At 35.1% G+C, this 16,041-nt stretch carries 15 protein-coding genes; 12 read left to right on the top strand and 3 right to left on the bottom strand.

Features of this window, described 5'->3' with window-relative positions; translation table 11 throughout:
* The 10 genes from EV195_RS16865 to EV195_RS16425 all read left to right on the top strand — a co-directional run.
* Positions 1–658, top strand: a 658-nt coding sequence (locus EV195_RS16865) for a coiled-coil domain-containing protein (protein WP_243693143.1), incomplete at its 5' end; no start/stop codon positions are given.
* Between the two features lie 12 nt (positions 659–670).
* Complete coding sequence (locus EV195_RS16860; RefSeq protein WP_243693142.1) at positions 671–2,314, top strand: coiled-coil domain-containing protein; 1,644 nt, start codon at positions 671–673, stop codon at positions 2,312–2,314.
* 12 nt (positions 2,315–2,326) lie between these two features.
* Complete coding sequence (locus EV195_RS16855) at positions 2,327–3,127, top strand: coiled-coil domain-containing protein (RefSeq protein WP_243693141.1); 801 nt, start codon at positions 2,327–2,329, stop codon at positions 3,125–3,127.
* Positions 3,128–3,388: 261 nt separating this feature from the next.
* Positions 3,389–3,910, top strand: a complete 522-nt coding sequence (locus EV195_RS16455) for a hypothetical protein (protein WP_132796075.1) — start codon at positions 3,389–3,391, stop codon at positions 3,908–3,910.
* The gene (locus EV195_RS16450; protein ID WP_132796074.1) at positions 3,910–4,815 is read left to right on the top strand and encodes a PKD domain-containing protein; all 906 of its coding nucleotides are present in this window, start codon (positions 3,910–3,912) and stop codon (positions 4,813–4,815) included. Before EV195_RS16455 ends, EV195_RS16450 begins: the two co-directional genes overlap by 1 nt.
* A gap of 7 nt (positions 4,816–4,822) precedes the next feature.
* Positions 4,823–6,373 carry a hypothetical protein gene (locus EV195_RS16445; protein ID WP_132796073.1) on the top strand — a complete coding sequence of 517 codons (1,551 nt, stop codon included), beginning with the start codon at positions 4,823–4,825 and terminating at the stop codon, positions 6,371–6,373.
* A gap of 25 nt (positions 6,374–6,398) precedes the next feature.
* Positions 6,399–7,937 carry a PA14 domain-containing protein gene (locus EV195_RS16440; protein WP_132796072.1) on the top strand — a complete coding sequence of 513 codons (1,539 nt, stop codon included), beginning with the start codon at positions 6,399–6,401 and terminating at the stop codon, positions 7,935–7,937.
* Positions 7,938–7,954: 17 nt separating this feature from the next.
* Entirely contained in the window at positions 7,955–8,686 is a 732-nt protein-coding gene (locus tag EV195_RS16435; RefSeq protein ID WP_132796071.1) for a hypothetical protein, read from the top strand.
* A 227-nt stretch (positions 8,687–8,913) separates the two neighbouring features.
* Positions 8,914–10,089 (top strand): gliding motility-associated C-terminal domain-containing protein, encoded by a 1,176-nt coding sequence (locus tag EV195_RS16430; protein ID WP_132796070.1) that lies wholly within the window; start codon positions 8,914–8,916, stop codon positions 10,087–10,089.
* 23 nt (positions 10,090–10,112) lie between these two features.
* Positions 10,113–10,907 carry a glycosyltransferase gene (locus tag EV195_RS16425; protein ID WP_132796069.1) on the top strand — a complete coding sequence of 265 codons (795 nt, stop codon included), beginning with the start codon at positions 10,113–10,115 and terminating at the stop codon, positions 10,905–10,907.
* Here the strand turns inward: EV195_RS16425 and EV195_RS16420 are convergent.
* Positions 10,904–11,497, bottom strand: a complete 594-nt coding sequence (locus EV195_RS16420) for a class I SAM-dependent methyltransferase (protein ID WP_132796068.1) — start codon at positions 11,495–11,497, stop codon at positions 10,904–10,906. The genes EV195_RS16425 and EV195_RS16420 overlap by 4 nt on opposite strands.
* Complete coding sequence (locus tag EV195_RS16415; RefSeq protein ID WP_132796067.1) at positions 11,497–13,545, bottom strand: tetratricopeptide repeat protein; 2,049 nt, start codon at positions 13,543–13,545, stop codon at positions 11,497–11,499. The genes EV195_RS16420 and EV195_RS16415 overlap by 1 nt, the downstream gene beginning before the upstream one ends.
* A 64-nt stretch (positions 13,546–13,609) precedes the next feature.
* On the opposite strand from EV195_RS16415, the gene EV195_RS16410 reads away from it, so the two are divergent.
* Entirely contained in the window at positions 13,610–14,569 is a 960-nt protein-coding gene (locus tag EV195_RS16410) for a glycosyltransferase family 2 protein (RefSeq protein ID WP_132796066.1), read from the top strand.
* A 6-nt stretch (positions 14,570–14,575) separates the two neighbouring features.
* On the opposite strand, the gene EV195_RS16405 is transcribed toward EV195_RS16410, so the two are convergent.
* Positions 14,576–15,058 carry a DinB family protein gene (locus EV195_RS16405; protein ID WP_132796065.1) on the bottom strand — a complete coding sequence of 161 codons (483 nt, stop codon included), beginning with the start codon at positions 15,056–15,058 and terminating at the stop codon, positions 14,576–14,578.
* A 222-nt stretch (positions 15,059–15,280) separates the two neighbouring features.
* On the opposite strand from EV195_RS16405, the gene EV195_RS16400 reads away from it, so the two are divergent.
* Entirely contained in the window at positions 15,281–15,937 is a 657-nt protein-coding gene (locus EV195_RS16400; RefSeq protein ID WP_132796064.1) for a hypothetical protein, read from the top strand.
* Positions 15,938–16,041 lie beyond the last annotated feature (104 nt).

Here is a 16,041-nt window from a genome sequence, read left to right as displayed (position 1 = left end):
ACAGGTGCTACGGGTGAAACCGGAGCTACAGGAAGCACAGGTGCAACAGGACAAACTGGTGCGACAGGAAATACAGGTGCAACAGGACAAACTGGTGCGACAGGAAGCACAGGGGCGACAGGAAACACAGGAGCGACAGGACAAACTGGTGCAACAGGAAGTACAGGTGCAACAGGAGAAACTGGTGCAACAGGAAGCACAGGTGCAACAGGACAAACTGGGGCTACAGGAAGCACAGGGGCAACGGGTGAAACCGGAGCAACAGGACAAACTGGTGCGACAGGAAACACAGGAGCTACAGGAAATACAGGTGCAACGGGGACAACTGGAGCGACAGGAAGTACTGGTGCGACAGGAAGCACAGGAGCTACAGGAAATACAGGTGCAACGGGTGAAACCGGAGCAACAGGACAAACTGGTGCGACAGGTCAAACTGGAGCTACAGGAAGTACAGGTGCTACGGGTGAAACCGGAGCTACAGGAAGCACAGGTGCAACAGGACAAACTGGTGCGACAGGAAATACAGGTGCAACTGGACAAACTGGTGCGACAGGAAGCACAGGGGCGACAGGACAAACCGGAGCTACAGGAAGCACAGGAGCAACAGGACAAACTGGTGCGACAGGACAAACCGGAGCTACAGGAAATACAGGTGTAACGGGGCAAACTGGTGCGACAGGAAGCACAGGGGCGACAGGACAAACCGGAGCTACAGGAAGCACAGGAGCAACAGGTCAAACTGGTGCGACAGGAAATACAGGTGCAACGGGTGAAACTGGTGCGACAGGAAATACAGGTGCAACAGGACAAACTGGTGCGACAGGAAATACAGGTGCAACGGGTGAAACTGGGGCGACAGGAAGCACAGGGGCGACAGGACAAACCGGAGCTACAGGAAGCACAGGAGCAACAGGTCAAACTGGGGCTACAGGAAATACAGGTGCAACGGGTGAAACTGGGGCGACAGGACAAACTGGAGCAACAGGAAGTACAGGTGCAACAGGACAAACTGGTGCGACAGGACAAACTGGAGCAACGGGTCAAACTGGTGCGACAGGAAATACAGGTGCTACTGGTGAAACCGGAGCAACAGGAAGTACAGGTGCAACGGGTGAAACTGGTGCGACAGGAAATACAGGTGCAACAGGACAAACTGGGGCGACAGGAAATACAGGTGCAACAGGTGAAACTGGGGCGACAGGAAATACAGGTGCTACGGGTGAAACCGGAGCTACAGGAAGCACAGGTGCAACAGGACAAACTGGTGCGACAGGAAATACAGGTGCAACTGGACAAACTGGTGCTACGGGTGAAACCGGAGCTACAGGAAGCACAGGTGCAACAGGACAAACTGGTGCGACAGGAAATACAGGTGCAACAGGACAAACTGGTGCGACAGGAAGCACAGGGGCGACAGGAAGCACAGGGGCGACAGGAAACACAGGAGCGACAGGACAAACTGGTGCAACAGGAAGTACAGGTGCAACAGGAGAAACTGGTGCAACAGGACAAACTGGTGCGACAGGAAGCACAGGTGCAACAGGACAAACTGGGGCTACAGGAAGCACAGGTGCAACGGGTGAAACCGGAGCAACAGGACAAACTGGTGCGACAGGAAACACAGGAGCTACAGGAAATACAGGTGCAACGGGGACAACTGGAGCGACAGGAAGTACTGGAGCGACAGGAAGCACAGGAGCTACAGGAAATACAGGTGCAACAGGACAAACTGGTGCGACAGGAAATACAGGTGCAACGGGTGAAACTGGGGCGACAGGAAGCACAGGGACGACAGGACAAACCGGAGCTACAGGAAGCACAGGAGCAACAGGTCAAACTGGTGCGACAGGAAATACAGGTGCAACGGGTGAAACTGGGGCGACAGGACAAACTGGTGCAACAGGACAAACTGGTGCGACAGGACAAACTGGAGCAACAGGACAAACTGGTGCAACAGGAAGCACAGGTGCAACGGGTCAAACTGGTGCGACAGGAAATACAGGTGCTACTGGTGAAACCGGAGCAACAGGAAGTACAGGTGCAACGGGTGAAACTGGTGCGACAGGAAATACAGGTGCAACAGGACAAACTGGGGCGACAGGAAATACAGGTGCAACAGGTGAAACTGGGGCGACAGGAAATACAGGTGCTACGGGTGAAACCGGAGCTACAGGAAGCACAGGTGCAACAGGACAAACTGGTGCGACAGGAAATACAGGTGCAACAGGAAGTACAGGTGCAACGGGACAAACTGGTGCGACAGGAAGCACAGGGGCGACAGGACAAACCGGAGCTACAGGAAATACAGGTGTAACGGGACAAACTGGTGCGACAGGAAGCACAGGGGCGACAGGACAAACCGGAGCTACAGGAAGCACAGGAGCAACAGGACAAACTGGAGCAACAGGAAGCACAGGTACAACAGGACAAACTGGTGCGACAGGAAATACAGGTGCAACAGGAAGTACAGGTGCTACTGGTGAAACCGGAGCAACAGGAAGTACAGGTGAAACGGGTGAAACTGGTGCGACAGGAAGCACAGGAGCTACAGGAAATACAGGTGCAACAGGTGAAACTGGGGCGACAGGAAATACAGGTGCTACGGGTGAAACCGGAGCTACAGGAAGCACAGGTGCAACAGGACAAACTGGTGCGACAGGAAATACAGGTGCAACAGGAAGTACAGGTTCAACGGGACAAACTGGTGCGACAGGAAATACAGGTGCAACAGGTCAAACTGGAGCAACAGGAAGCACAGGGGCGACAGGACAAACCGGAGCTACAGGAAATACAGGTGCAACAGGACAGACTGGTGCAACAGGTCAAACTGGGGCTACTGGAAACACAGGTACAACAGGAAACACAGGTACAACAGGAAGCACAGGAGCAACAGGACAGACTGGTGCGACAGGAAACACAGGAAACACAGGAGCTACAGGAGAAACTGGTGCGACAGGTAATACAGGTGCAACGGGTGAAACCGGAGCAACAGGAAGCACAGGACAAACAGGTGCAACAGGACAGACTGGTGCAACAGGAAATACAGGTGCAACAGGTGCTACAGGAGCTACGGGTGATGCATATATTAAAGCATTTGCAAAAGTTAATGGAGCTACCGGAGCATTAATAAGATCACAAGGTGTTACTTCAGTAGTTAGAAATAGTGCTGGTAATTATACTGTAACAATACCTGATAGAGGTAATTCTGATTATATTATACACATTACAGCGTTTAGTAATGCTACGTTTCAAGTTAGCGGTCAAGTTACTTCTCAAACAAGTACAACATTTACTGTTCAACTATATGCTAGTAATACATACCTATATTACATAGATGCTAATTGGTACTTTACTATTGAAGATTTTTAAAATAAACAAACACTAATAAATGAAGAAAATCATAATTCTATTAGTTTTTTTTAGTGCTATCTATGCTTATGCTCAAGTATTTACTGGTACCCCGGTATCTGGATTTCCTAGTGGAACAACAGCTGAGATAACCGCTTTAACTCCATCTACACAGGGTATTGTTGCTTACAGTACAGATGAAAAAATATTTTATTATTATGATGGTGCTTCATGGTTAAGCTTACGATCTCCACTAAATTCAGCAAAAATTTTCTACCCTCCCTCGGTAGCAATAGATGCATCTACAACTGGAACTGGAAGAACGTTAAACTTGTATAATGAATATATTTCTCAATTTGGTTCTCCAGCAGTAGTTAGTACAGGAGCTCCAACTAGTATACCAACATATGCTGCTAATGAACTTTATTATTATATAACAGCCTATGATACCAGTGTTTTAACTATTACAAGTATTGATGCAAGTGGCCTTATGACATACAATGTTGATAGTGTACCTAATGATGATAATACAATTGTTAACGTAGTATTTGTTGTTAAATAATGAAATTTAAAATACTCTATATAATATTATTTATAACTACACCTTTTCTGTATAGTCAATCTACTAATGATTATAGAACTGTAGCATCAGGTAACTGGACCAATGTAGCCATTTGGGAAGTGTACAATGGTTCTGCTTGGGTAGCAGCAACCAATTATCCTGGTCAAGTAGCTGGTGCTAATGATGTTACGATTGGTAATGGTGTAACGGTTACTATTAACAGTAACATTACTGGTGCTATTAACTCCGTTACTTTAGGAGATAGAACTGGCGGAATTGACAACTTATTAATTAGCAATACTTCTAGCTTAAATGTAAATCAGTTTACAATAGCTTATGATGGATTACTTAATTGGACAGTAAATAAAACTTTTTCATTACCTGCAGGTACGGCTTTTGCTGTTCAATCTCCTAACCCAGATCCTTCTCTTCAATTAGGTGTAGATCACGGAATATTTGAAAATACCACTGCATGTAGTGCTTCTAAAATACTACAAATTGGTTCAACAAAATACGCCACTTGTAATGGTGGTGGAGGTAGTAGTGTAGTTACTTTTAACACAGTAAATAATGAAGGTGGAAATTTAAGTGTCTTTCCTACAGCTACACCAGATCCTGCATGTGCAAATCAATTATTACAGCTAAATGCAAATCCTGGTGGAACAGAAGTTAATGACACTCCCCTAACCTATAACTGGACGGCTAGTGCTCCTTCTGGTTATTCATTCAGCTCAACCATAGAAAACCCAACAGACACACCTCCTACTCCAGGGAGTTATACATACGAAGTTACAGTGACCAATAATTCGGGTTTAACTTCTACTGGAACAGTTACAGTGACTGTTGAAAATTGTAATAAAACTATAATAACAAATCGAAGAATAACTTTTAGAGTAACAAATTAAATCCCCAATGAAAAAAAAAATAGTACTAATATTTATTTTTTCCCTTACATTTAATTCTATTCAATCACAAGTATTTCCAGGAACTCCAGTATCTGGTTTACCGAGTGGTACTACTGCAGAAATCAATGCAATTCCTAATCCAGTAGAAGGAATTATTGTTTATAGCACAGATCAAAAAATACTATACTATTACAATGGTACCAATTGGGTTTCTACCAGTGGAGCTAATTGGTTATTAAGTGGAAATGCATCAACTACAACTTCAAATTTTCTTGGAACAATAGACGATGTTCGTATGCAAATCCGTTCCAATAATACTCCTATTTTAGAATTTGGTCGCAGACAAACATTAGGATTAACTCAAGGATTTCCTGACTATACAGATAATAACCAACCTTTAATGCATTTAAATGGTAATGGTAGTACTGCTGCACTTCAATTTGCTGCTGCTGGAGCTTCATTTTACAAACCCATGTTTTTCACAACTACTAATGGTAGTTTTCGTTTAAAAGGAAGTGCTGGTGTTACCGATTTATTTGAAATTGGTTCTGGAGGACCTTCAAATGATGGTCGATTGGAATTTATTATTGGTGATGATGGTGCTGAACCTATCATTTTTAAAAGATATGATTATCGTAATGGACAATTTCATAAAGAACTGTTTAGAGTTCAAGGTAGTAATAATACCGCCGCCGCTAAAACAAGGTTTGGTGTTAATTTAAATACTGCTGAAATTCCTGTTGATAGCGATTATGACGATGCTCAATCCGGATTTAATATTGCTAACTCTACACTTCAAGTTGATGGTTCTATTTCTAAATCATTAGATATAATTAATAGTAACACTACATTAACTGAAGACCATTATGCTGTAGTTATAAATGGAAATTATACCATAACATTGCCTAATGCTAATACTTGTAGTGGTAGAGAATACATCCTTAAAAATAATACTTCGAATACGATAACAATTTCTAACTATTTGAATTTATCAAATTCAAACACTTCAACTATTGCAGCAAATAGTACACTTAATATTCAAAGTGATGGTACTAATTGGCAACAAATGAATAATGCAAATTCTTCAAGTGGAACGCTAACTTTAGTTGATAAATATAATAATTCAGACTCAACAATAACTATTGCTGATTTTAATACTAATGGTACATTAATACCTTTAAACTCGGTAAGAGTTTCTAGTGGTTCTGTTGCAAATACAACAAGTGATCAAGTTCAAGTTACAGAATCTGGTTTGTATGAAGTATCGTATAGTGTTTCTTTGAGAAAAGAAAACGGAGCAGATTTTAGTAGTGGAGGAAATAGTTCATTAGAAGTAGTTGTTTGTGAAAATACCAACCCTATCTCAAATACAGGTAGTATTGTTACCTTAATTGGTAACACAAATCAACGATATGTAACTGCCTCAAGAACTGTTTTTCTGAACTTAACTGCCTTTCAAAGCTATGGTATTAAGATTAGAGAAAAAAGTATTAATAGTACTGGTGAAGTAGTTATCGACGGAAACGCTACAGGAATGACTCTAAGAAAAATCAATTAATGATTTATTACTCATCTTCAAGTTTATGAAAACTGTATTAACTATTTTATTTTTTTCTTTTCTTTTACAAATTCAATCACAAGTATTCCCAGGCACACCTGTATCGGGTTTTCCAAGTGGTACTACTGCACAGATTAATGCTACTTTGAATCCTGTAGAAGGAGTTATTGCTTACAGTACCGATCAAAAAATACTATACTATTACAATGGTACAAATTGGGTTTCTACCAGCGGAACCAATTGGTTATTAAGTGGAAATGCATCTACAACAACTTCAAATTTTCTTGGAACTATTGACGATGTTCGTATGCAAATCCGTTCTAATAATACTCCTATTTTAGAATTTGGTCGTAGGCAAACATTAGGATTAACTCAAGGATTCCCTGATTATACAGATAATAATCAGCCTTTAATGCATTTAAATGGTAATGGTAGTACTGCTGCTCTTCAATTTGCAGCAGCAGGTGCATCATTTTATAAACCTATGTTTTTTACAACTACCAATGGGAGTTTTCGTTTAAAAGGAAGTGCTGGTGTTACCGATTTATTTGAGATTGGTTCTGGAGGTCCTTCAAATGATGGACGATTAGAATTTATTATTGGTGATGATGGTGCTGAACCTATCATTTTTAAAAGATATGATTATCGTAATGGACAATTTCATAAAGAACTATTTAGAGTTCAGGGTAGTAATAATACTGCTGCTGCTAAAACTAGATTTGGAATTAATTTAAATACTGCTGAAATTCCTGTAGATAGTGATTATGACGACTCTCAATCTGGATATAACATAGCTAATTCTACTTTGCAAGTTGTTGGTTCAGTTTCTAAATCAATACTTTCAGTTAATAGTAATATCACTCTAACAGAAGATCACCATACGATAGTGGTTACTGCTAACTCAACAATTACATTACCGGCAGCTAACACTTGTTCGGGTAGAATTTATGTGATTAAGAATATTTCAGGGAATACCATATCTATTTCTAGTTATTTAAATCAGTCAAATACATCCTCTACAACTATCGGTTCAATAAATTTATGGTTACAAAGTGATGGAGTAAATTGGCAACAAATAAATACTTCCTCAAATAATTCAACTAATTCTAATGCTGGATTACAATATTTTACGTGGAATATTGCTAATACATCACAACCAAATATTGATAATCCTCGTTCCTTAGGTGTATCAACAACTCAAGGAACAATTACCTCAGACTTAAATGATACCGCAAGAAGTTCAATAACCCCAGATACTGATGGTTATATTTTAATGTATACTGGAACATTAGAAGTTCAAAATGCGGGAAGTTTTACTTTCAACGCTCGATCAGATGATGGTACCAGAATTTATATTGATGGAGTTTTAGCAGTTGAAAATTGGTTTGATCAAGGACCAACTACTCGATCTGGAACTATTAATTTAGCCGCAGGAAAACACAAAATAGAATTTTGGTATTATGAAAACGGAGGTGGAGATTTTATGCAGTTTACTTGGGGGACAAATCCTGATGGATATACTGTAGGGAGTACTATTAATGCAAACCAATTTATTGTTGAATAAAATTAAGTTTATTTTCAATGAAATATTTATTATTTTTCTTTTTTCTTTTTTCTTTTTTAAAAATTAATGGTCAAGTATTCCCAGGCACTCCTGTATCGGGTTTTCCAAGTGGTACTACTGCGCAAATTAATGCTATTGCCAATCCAGTTACAGCAACGCTAGCGTACAGTACCGACGAAAAAGTATTTTATTATTATGATGGAACTGATTGGGTAGCTTTAAAAACTTCTCCCAGTGTTTATGTTGGTTCATTTATAATAAATGCTCCTGGAGGATCTACTAGTACTTCATTTACAACTCAAGTAACAGGAATTCCATTTCAACCAAGTCAAGTTACATTTACCGCGTATGCTAATATCGAAAGTTTTGGATTAAATAATGATAATCAAACAAGTAATAATGACCAAGGTATTGCAAATTCTTTTGGAAATATGACTGGTTTCGCAAGAAACGATGGATCATCAATAACTCAAAACGTTATCTACATTGGAGGTAGTGGTAACTCTATTAATGATATTTCCAGATATTCATCGAACACTCAATGTATAGGTATAAGATATGGAAACCAAAATGGAGATAATTTAGGTGTTCTATCTGCAACGTTAAATTCTTTTGATTATAATACAGCCACTTCTACTGGAGGATTTACTTTCAATATTTCTTATACTATAGGAACTACAGGAAATGCTAGTAGAAATGATGATATACTTAACGAAAGTTTAGTTGTATTGTATACTGCTTATAAATAAAACACAATTTTTCAAACTTCTAATGTAATTCTACTGTGACTTTCTAAAACATTTTGTGTCTTATTATCGATAGATAAATTAATACTTAGCTGTAAAAATTCATGAAAAATTACTATTTATCCTGAAAAACATGATTTTCATCGAAATAAATATTTTACAACTGAATATTAATCTTAGATTTGTTTCAGCAACAGTGAGGTTGTAAGTTTCAACATAATAAGAACAGAATGATCCATATCCCTAAAGTAATGGCACGTTTATTTGCATGCCTAATAGTTATTACTGCGTCTACTTCAAATGCCCAATCAGCTTTCAAAAATTTTGGTTCAATTCAAATGCATAATGATGCTTCGGTTGGTTTTCATACAGATTTAATAAACGATGGAGATTTCGAAAATAATGAAGGATTAACAGGATTTTACAGTGACAATGAAGTAAGAACTATATCTGGTTTAAACAGAGCGGTGTTTAATAATATTGAAATCGATGCTCTTAATGACCTAAACTTAGCAACTTCTCTTGGGATAAGAAATGAGCTACAGTTTATTAATGGTAAGGTAAATACTCCTAGAAATAATACTTCAATCTCTTTAGACTTTATTAATCATAATTTTTACGTAGGAGAAGATGATGATAGACATACAGATGGATATACTTCTGTTTTAGGAACTAACGAGTTTATATTCCCTATTGGAGATGATAATCGTTTTAGACCAATGATTACTCCTGTACAAACTTCAGAAGCTTATTTTAACGGTGCTTACTTCTCTGAAAATCCAAATACACCATCAACATTTTCAACAATCTTTTCTACTAATGATAAAGAAGTAATTCTGAAAAGCATTAGTAGTTACGAATTTTGGGATTTAGATGGAACTACTGAAACATCTATTACCTTAACTTGGGATACTTTTAGCAACATAGAAAACATTTCTCCTCTTACATCTTTATTGCGTGTTGTTGGGTGGAGTAAAGCAGAAAATAAATGGATAAACCTTGGAGGTGTTAACATTCAAGGTGATTTAACTGAAGGAAGGATTACTTCTCAAAATTTTATTCCTAATGATTATGAAGTAATAACTATAGGTTCTATTTTCTCTGATATTGAATTAGGTGATAGCAATAACTATTTAATATCTCCTAACGAAGATGGTACTAACGATGCATTAGTATTTGAAGGATTAGAACTTTATGAAAAAAATGAATTAATCATTTTCAACAGATGGGGTAACGAAGTTTTCAGAAAAAATAATTATGAAAATGATTGGGTTGCCATTTCAACAGGAAGAGCAACTATACAACAAGCTAAAAAATTACCTGCAGGAACATACTTCTATACTTTAAAGTTTGGTAATGATAGATTAGACAGAACTAAAAAAGGTTGGGTATATATTAGTTATTAATTATTTTTGAATAAACTTTTTTCTTGACTGAACATACTTTTGTTATACCTACTTATAAAGAGTCTCCATTTCTAGACTCTTGTATTTTAAATTTAAAAAAGCAATCTGTAGCAAGTACTATTATTATTACTACTTCTACACCTACTGAACAAACTAAAAATGTAGCTGATAAACATAATATTAAATACTATGTTAACGATAATGGAAAGTTTGGTATTGGAAACGATTGGAATTTTGCGCTGTCTAAAGTTGAAACAAAATTAGCCACCATTGCTCATCAAGACGATATTTACGAAAAAGACTATACTGAAAGCATTTTAAAAACTTCTTCGAAACATCAAAACTCTTTAATATTTTTTACTGATTATAATGACTTAGTTGGTGATACTATTAGAAGTAACTCCTTAAATTATTACATAAAAAAAACCTTACTTCTACCCTTTCTATTTAAAGCAACTCATAAAAGTCATTTTTTTAAAAAAAGTATTTTAGTATTTGGAGATGCTATATGTTGCCCTTCGGTAACCTTTAATTTAGAGAACATACAAAATCCTGAAAGTTTATTTTCTCCTAACCATAAATGTGTTTTGGACTGGATTGCCTGGTTACAACTTGCTAAGGAAAAAGGAAGCTTCACCTTTGTTAACAAAAAACTCATTCAACATAGAATTCACGAAAGTTCTGAAACCTCAGTTTCATTAAACTCTGGTGTTAGAAAACAAGAGGAATTTGAAGTTTTTAAGAGTATCTGGGGAAAAGGTTTCGCTAAATTTTTAATGTATTTTTATTCTTTAGGTCATAAAGACAATATCGTTTAGCTTTTTTGAGCCACTGAAATAAATTCATTGTACTTAAAGAACTTACCCACAAATCTTGGAAAAGGAAATGAATAAAATTTCTTTTCAACTACACCTATCTCAGAAAAAATTCTTTTTACAACTTCAAAATCGGTAAACTGAACATGCGTTTGGTCTGAGGCATAACCTGCTTCTTGAGGAGTAATTACTACCACTTTACCATTATCTTTTAAAAACGGTAAGTATTCTTTTAACAAAGCTGTAGCTTGTTGCTCAGTCATATGCTCGGCAACATGAGCTAACAAAATAGAATCAAAAGTCTTTTCTTTGCTATATTCAGAAGACAAAAACTCTTCATTAGTATAAGCCTTCAATCCTTTCTCCTTACAAATAGCTACAGAATCTTTATTATGGTCAACTCCTACTCCATTTCCTTTTAAATGAAGTAAATTTCTACCAATTCCACACCCAACATCTAATACGAAGCCTAAATCTAATTTATTGATGTTATATCTATAAGGTCTTTGAACATCTAGTAATGTTTTCCACCACACAAACTGTTTATCTACTAATCTCTCTGTATAATCTTTATCAATTGTGTTTTTACTCATTACTGTTGTGGTTTTAATTGATTTTTAGCATAGTTTAAATTATTCTTAGCTAACACAAAATCAGGAGCAATTTCTAATGCTTTTTCACAAGCTTCAATCGCTTTTTCATATTGTTTCATCGATGAATAAGAACTACATATGTTATTGTAAGCTTGATGAAAATCTGGTTTCAGCACCAATGCCTTTTCACATACTTCAATACATTCCTTAAACATGCCTCTGTTATAATACAATAAACTTAATTCTAAATATTTCCCAGCAGTTGGATTCACTTCAGCCTCTTCTGCCATAATTGTCAGTCTATCTTTTTTATTATTAGCTAAATCTTTATGCTCTAGCGCTACTTGATCATTAGGTAAAATAGTTAATGTTTCAGCTACTAAATCCTTCAATTTAGTCCACTCTTCTAAACCATAATAAGTTCGAATCAATAAATGTCTATTTGCTAAATTATAGGAGTTTAAGTTAATAGCTTTTTCTCCATAAATCATAGCTCTTTCTAAATCCCCTTTCTTACTCAATTCTCTTGCGTAATAATAATAAGGCAAATCGTCGTTAGGTTTTAAAGCAATTGCTGAGTTAAAAAACTCTTCCGATTTTTGATAGTTTTTCATTGCTGAATTAAGAATCCCTAAATTAATATGTAGCGTATGATAATTAGGATATATTTTAAGCGCTCTATTAAAATAATTTGAAGCTTCTGGATAATTTCCTTTAGCCATTTGAGTTAATCCATAATTCATTAATCCTCGTCCATTTTTTGGGCTTTTTTGAGTTACATCATACCAAAAAGTTTCATCATTTAACCAAACCTTATTTCTTTGATACGTTCCGTAAGCATATGAAAAAAGAACCATAAAAATCCCGGCTCTAACACCGTTCATTTTCCAGTTAGTATTCAATAGCTCTTTTTCAAACTTTAAAACATATAAACCAATGGCATACGTAATACTAAAAGTTAAACCTATAAAAGGAAAAAACATTCTATGATCGTTCATTACTTCTGAAAGAGGTGCAAGAGAAGTTGGCAGTAAGGCGAACATAAACCATAATAAACCAAAAGCGATTGGTCGTGTTCTTCTTTGTAGTGAAGTTTTTACAGTTACATAGATTAATGCTCCTAAAAATAAAATCCCAGCAATAACTCTATCATCAAAAAAATTAGGAATAACTGTCCAATCGGTATCACCACTTAAGCTAAATGGCAAGAAAAAACTCACAAAATAATGAAACCAAACAAAAGGTTGTGTTTGTATATAATGCACAACATTATTCGATAATCCTGCTATTGAGCCCGTTTTTATTAATGTATACGATTGTACCAATACAATACCAATAATTAAAGGAAGTAATGCTAAAATTAAGTTTAAAGAAGTTTTTACATTCTTAACTTTAAAAAAATCGACTATAGATTTATCTTTTTCAAAGAAGAAAACATACACAAACAGTAACATTGGTAATACTATGATTGTTTCCTTTGCTAGTACACCAATCATAGCTGGAATAATGTACAAGTAATTTTTTCTTGTTTTAGGTTTCAACACATATAAACAAAAAGAAATAACTATAAAAAAGGTCGATAAAACATCTGATCTTGATATAATGTAATTAATAGTTTCAGCATTTACCGTATGAATACCATACCATCCTACTGCAAATAAACAGATGTAAACAGCCCACTTATGTTCTAAAGCTTCAGAAGTAATTTTTCGAAACATATAAAACATCAGAATTAGCAATGTTATAAAAATAATGAATGTTGATAAGTGAAAATAAAAAGGATTCAGTCCGCCTCCAATCCAGTAATCAACTGCTAAAGTAGTAGTAACTACTGGTCTCAATCCCCAATGGTCTTTTGAGGAACTTACCATTTTAGTATCCACAAAAAACTTAGGTATATTTTTAATGCTTCTAATATTTACATTGTTTACAATAGTATGACTGTCATCGAAGTGAAATCCATTTTTAAAATGATTGGAATAAGTGATTAATAACCCTATAAAAAGAATACCTGATAATATTAAAATGTTTCTTTTCTTAACATTCATAAAAAATAATCTATATTAGTTTTTGCAAACCCAAATTACTAAATTTTAGCCTATAAACTAATAGATGGATTCCAATTTTTCAGATCACAAAATAGCTATCGTAATTCCTTACTATAATGCTTCTAAACAAATTATTAGAGTAGTCTCTAAAATTCCTGATTTTATAGACTCTGTTATTATTGTTGATGATTGTGGAAAAGAACCATTACCCGAAAAAGAGATTGAGGCAATTTTAGTCGATAAAAATAAATTTATCTCCCTAAAAAATGAGGTTAATTTAGGAGTTGGAGGAGCTACAATGAAAGGATTTCAATATGCAATAGATAACAATTACGAAATAGTTGTAAAAGTCGATGCCGATGATCAAATGGATTTAAGTTATCTTCCTAAACTATTAACTCCTTTAATTCAAAATAAATCCTCAATCGCAAAAGGAAACAGATTCAAAGATTTAAAAGCTTTAAAAGCGATGCCTTTTGTTAGAAAATTTGGAAACTTAGGTATTTCTTTCCTTACAAAAGCAGCTACTGGTTACTGGCATAATTTTGATCCTACAAATGGTTTTTTAGCGATAAAAACAGCTGTTCTAAAAGAAATCGATTTTTCAAAAGTACACAATAGGTATTTTTTCGAAACTTCATTATTAGCTCAGTTTTACTTCCAAGATGCAAAAATTATTGATATTCCGATGCCAGCTATTTATGGTGATGAGCAATCTAATATGAATGTGTTTAAAATGCTATTTATATTCTCACAGAATTTAACTATTACATTTTTCAAGCGCATTGTTAAACGTTATTTTTTATATGATTTCAATATTGGTTCAGTTTATTTGCTAATAGGAATTCCTTTATTTCTATTCGGAATTATATTTGGTATTCAAACATGGATTATTCATAGTTCCAATAATACCTTTACACCTACTGGAACTATTATGATAATAACTTTATCTTTAATTTTAGGATTTCAGTTGTTATTACAAGCTATTCAAATAGACATTTCAAATGCTCCTAAAAGTAACTAATCACATTTATTTTCTTGGAGTTGTAGGATTATAACCAAAATCAGCATCAGGTAACTCAATACCTAAATGATTAATAATAAATCCAATACTAGCATAATGATGAATTGCGTGACTATGAGCTTGTACTAAAGCGCTTCCTAAGGTATAATTTGTAGTAACTTTTCCTGTACCTAAATCATCAGTAACTTGAACAATCTTATCAAAATCAGCATCATTTACTGTCTGCAATTTTTCAATAATATTATTAAAATAAGCTATTCCTGATTCAGTTTTTACTTGTGCTAATTCATTTCTTTCTCTATCAGAGAAATCTACATTTCCATTTTCTAACCCATTAAAAATACATGAAAACACATCTAAAATGTGTCTCATATTATTTCCAATACTTGAAAAGTATGGAGGTACTGAACAGTCACTATACTGCTCATCTGAAATTGTATTTAATAATTTTACACCTCTTTGGAGATTTTTCTCGATTGCATCAATCATAACTCAAAAATCATAATTATTTTTTAAACAAAAAAGAAAATCAATAATAATTAACAACTCAATAAATTCTCAGTAAAATCAACATATTGGTAACTATTATTGAAGTTAAATTAAAGAATAATTATAAGAAAAATATTTTTTTGGCACATATATTGAAAAGTTTATTACAAATGCGGTAGCCGAAAAGCGAAAAGAGTAGGCATAACCCTAAATAGTTTAATTATGAAAAAATATTTATTATTAGTAGTAGGTATCATGTCATTTAGCATTTTGAATGCTGACAACTTAAAAAAATCAACAGACAAAATTGGGGTTAACAATCGTTATTACAATAACGCTGTAACCTTTGTTCAAAGAGGAGTTAAATTCCATGTATTTTTGAATGGAGATTTTGATTTTAATACACACCCTAAATTTAAACGAGGTAAAGGAAATGGAATTAGAATTAAAAGAAACTATAAAGGTCAGATTAGACAAATTGGTAATGTATTTATCAACTATGATAGAAGAGGAAATGTAACTAGAATTGGTAAAGTATTTATGAACTATCGATTTGGTCAATTAACTCGAGTAGGAAATATGATAATCCAATATGATAGATGGGGAAATCCTTACTTTAGAGGTAAAGTTAAAGGAAATTATTATAATGACGGATGTATTGTAGATACTGATTACAACTATGGTATTATATATGATTATGATAATGATTTCTTTTTCAGAAAAAGCTTTAAAAAAAATTATAGACAAATAAAAGAAGATGATAATTTCTATTATTTCAAAGCAAAATCTAATGCTAAAGTTGATAAAAGAGATGAATTTATTAAGAGAAGAAAAGTAAAAAAGACAAAGTACAAAACAACAAAAGAAAGTAGAAGATAATTATATAACAAAAAAACGCTCAATATAATATTGAGCGTTTTTTTATAAAAAGAAAGGCGACGACCTACTCTCCCACCATTGGCAGTACCATCGGCGCTAATGGG

Source organism: Tenacibaculum skagerrakense (assembly GCF_004345825.1).
Lineage (GTDB): Bacteria > Bacteroidota > Bacteroidia > Flavobacteriales > Flavobacteriaceae > Polaribacter > Polaribacter skagerrakensis.
The sequence above is the reverse complement of the archived record's forward strand: the minus strand, read 5'-3'. Positions and strand labels throughout refer to the sequence as shown.

Excerpts from the sequence above, each read along its gene's own strand:
- EV195_RS16435 (WP_132796071.1), top strand. The coding sequence starts at position 7,955 with ATGAAATATTTATTATTTTTCTTTTTTCTTTTTTCTTTTTTAAAAATT.
- EV195_RS16405 (WP_132796065.1), bottom strand. The coding sequence starts at position 15,058 with ATGATTGATGCAATCGAGAAAAATCTCCAAAGAGGTGTAAAATTATTA.
- EV195_RS16400 (WP_132796064.1), top strand. The coding sequence starts at position 15,281 with ATGAAAAAATATTTATTATTAGTAGTAGGTATCATGTCATTTAGCATT.
- EV195_RS16430 (WP_132796070.1), top strand. The coding sequence starts at position 8,914 with ATGATCCATATCCCTAAAGTAATGGCACGTTTATTTGCATGCCTAATA.
- EV195_RS16450 (WP_132796074.1), top strand. The coding sequence starts at position 3,910 with ATGAAATTTAAAATACTCTATATAATATTATTTATAACTACACCTTTT.
- EV195_RS16440 (WP_132796072.1), top strand. The coding sequence starts at position 6,399 with ATGAAAACTGTATTAACTATTTTATTTTTTTCTTTTCTTTTACAAATT.
- EV195_RS16410 (WP_132796066.1), top strand. The coding sequence starts at position 13,610 with ATGGATTCCAATTTTTCAGATCACAAAATAGCTATCGTAATTCCTTAC.
- EV195_RS16415 (WP_132796067.1), bottom strand. The coding sequence starts at position 13,545 with ATGAATGTTAAGAAAAGAAACATTTTAATATTATCAGGTATTCTTTTT.
- EV195_RS16420 (WP_132796068.1), bottom strand. The coding sequence starts at position 11,497 with ATGAGTAAAAACACAATTGATAAAGATTATACAGAGAGATTAGTAGAT.
- EV195_RS16455 (WP_132796075.1), top strand. The coding sequence starts at position 3,389 with ATGAAGAAAATCATAATTCTATTAGTTTTTTTTAGTGCTATCTATGCT.
- EV195_RS16445 (WP_132796073.1), top strand. The coding sequence starts at position 4,823 with ATGAAAAAAAAAATAGTACTAATATTTATTTTTTCCCTTACATTTAAT.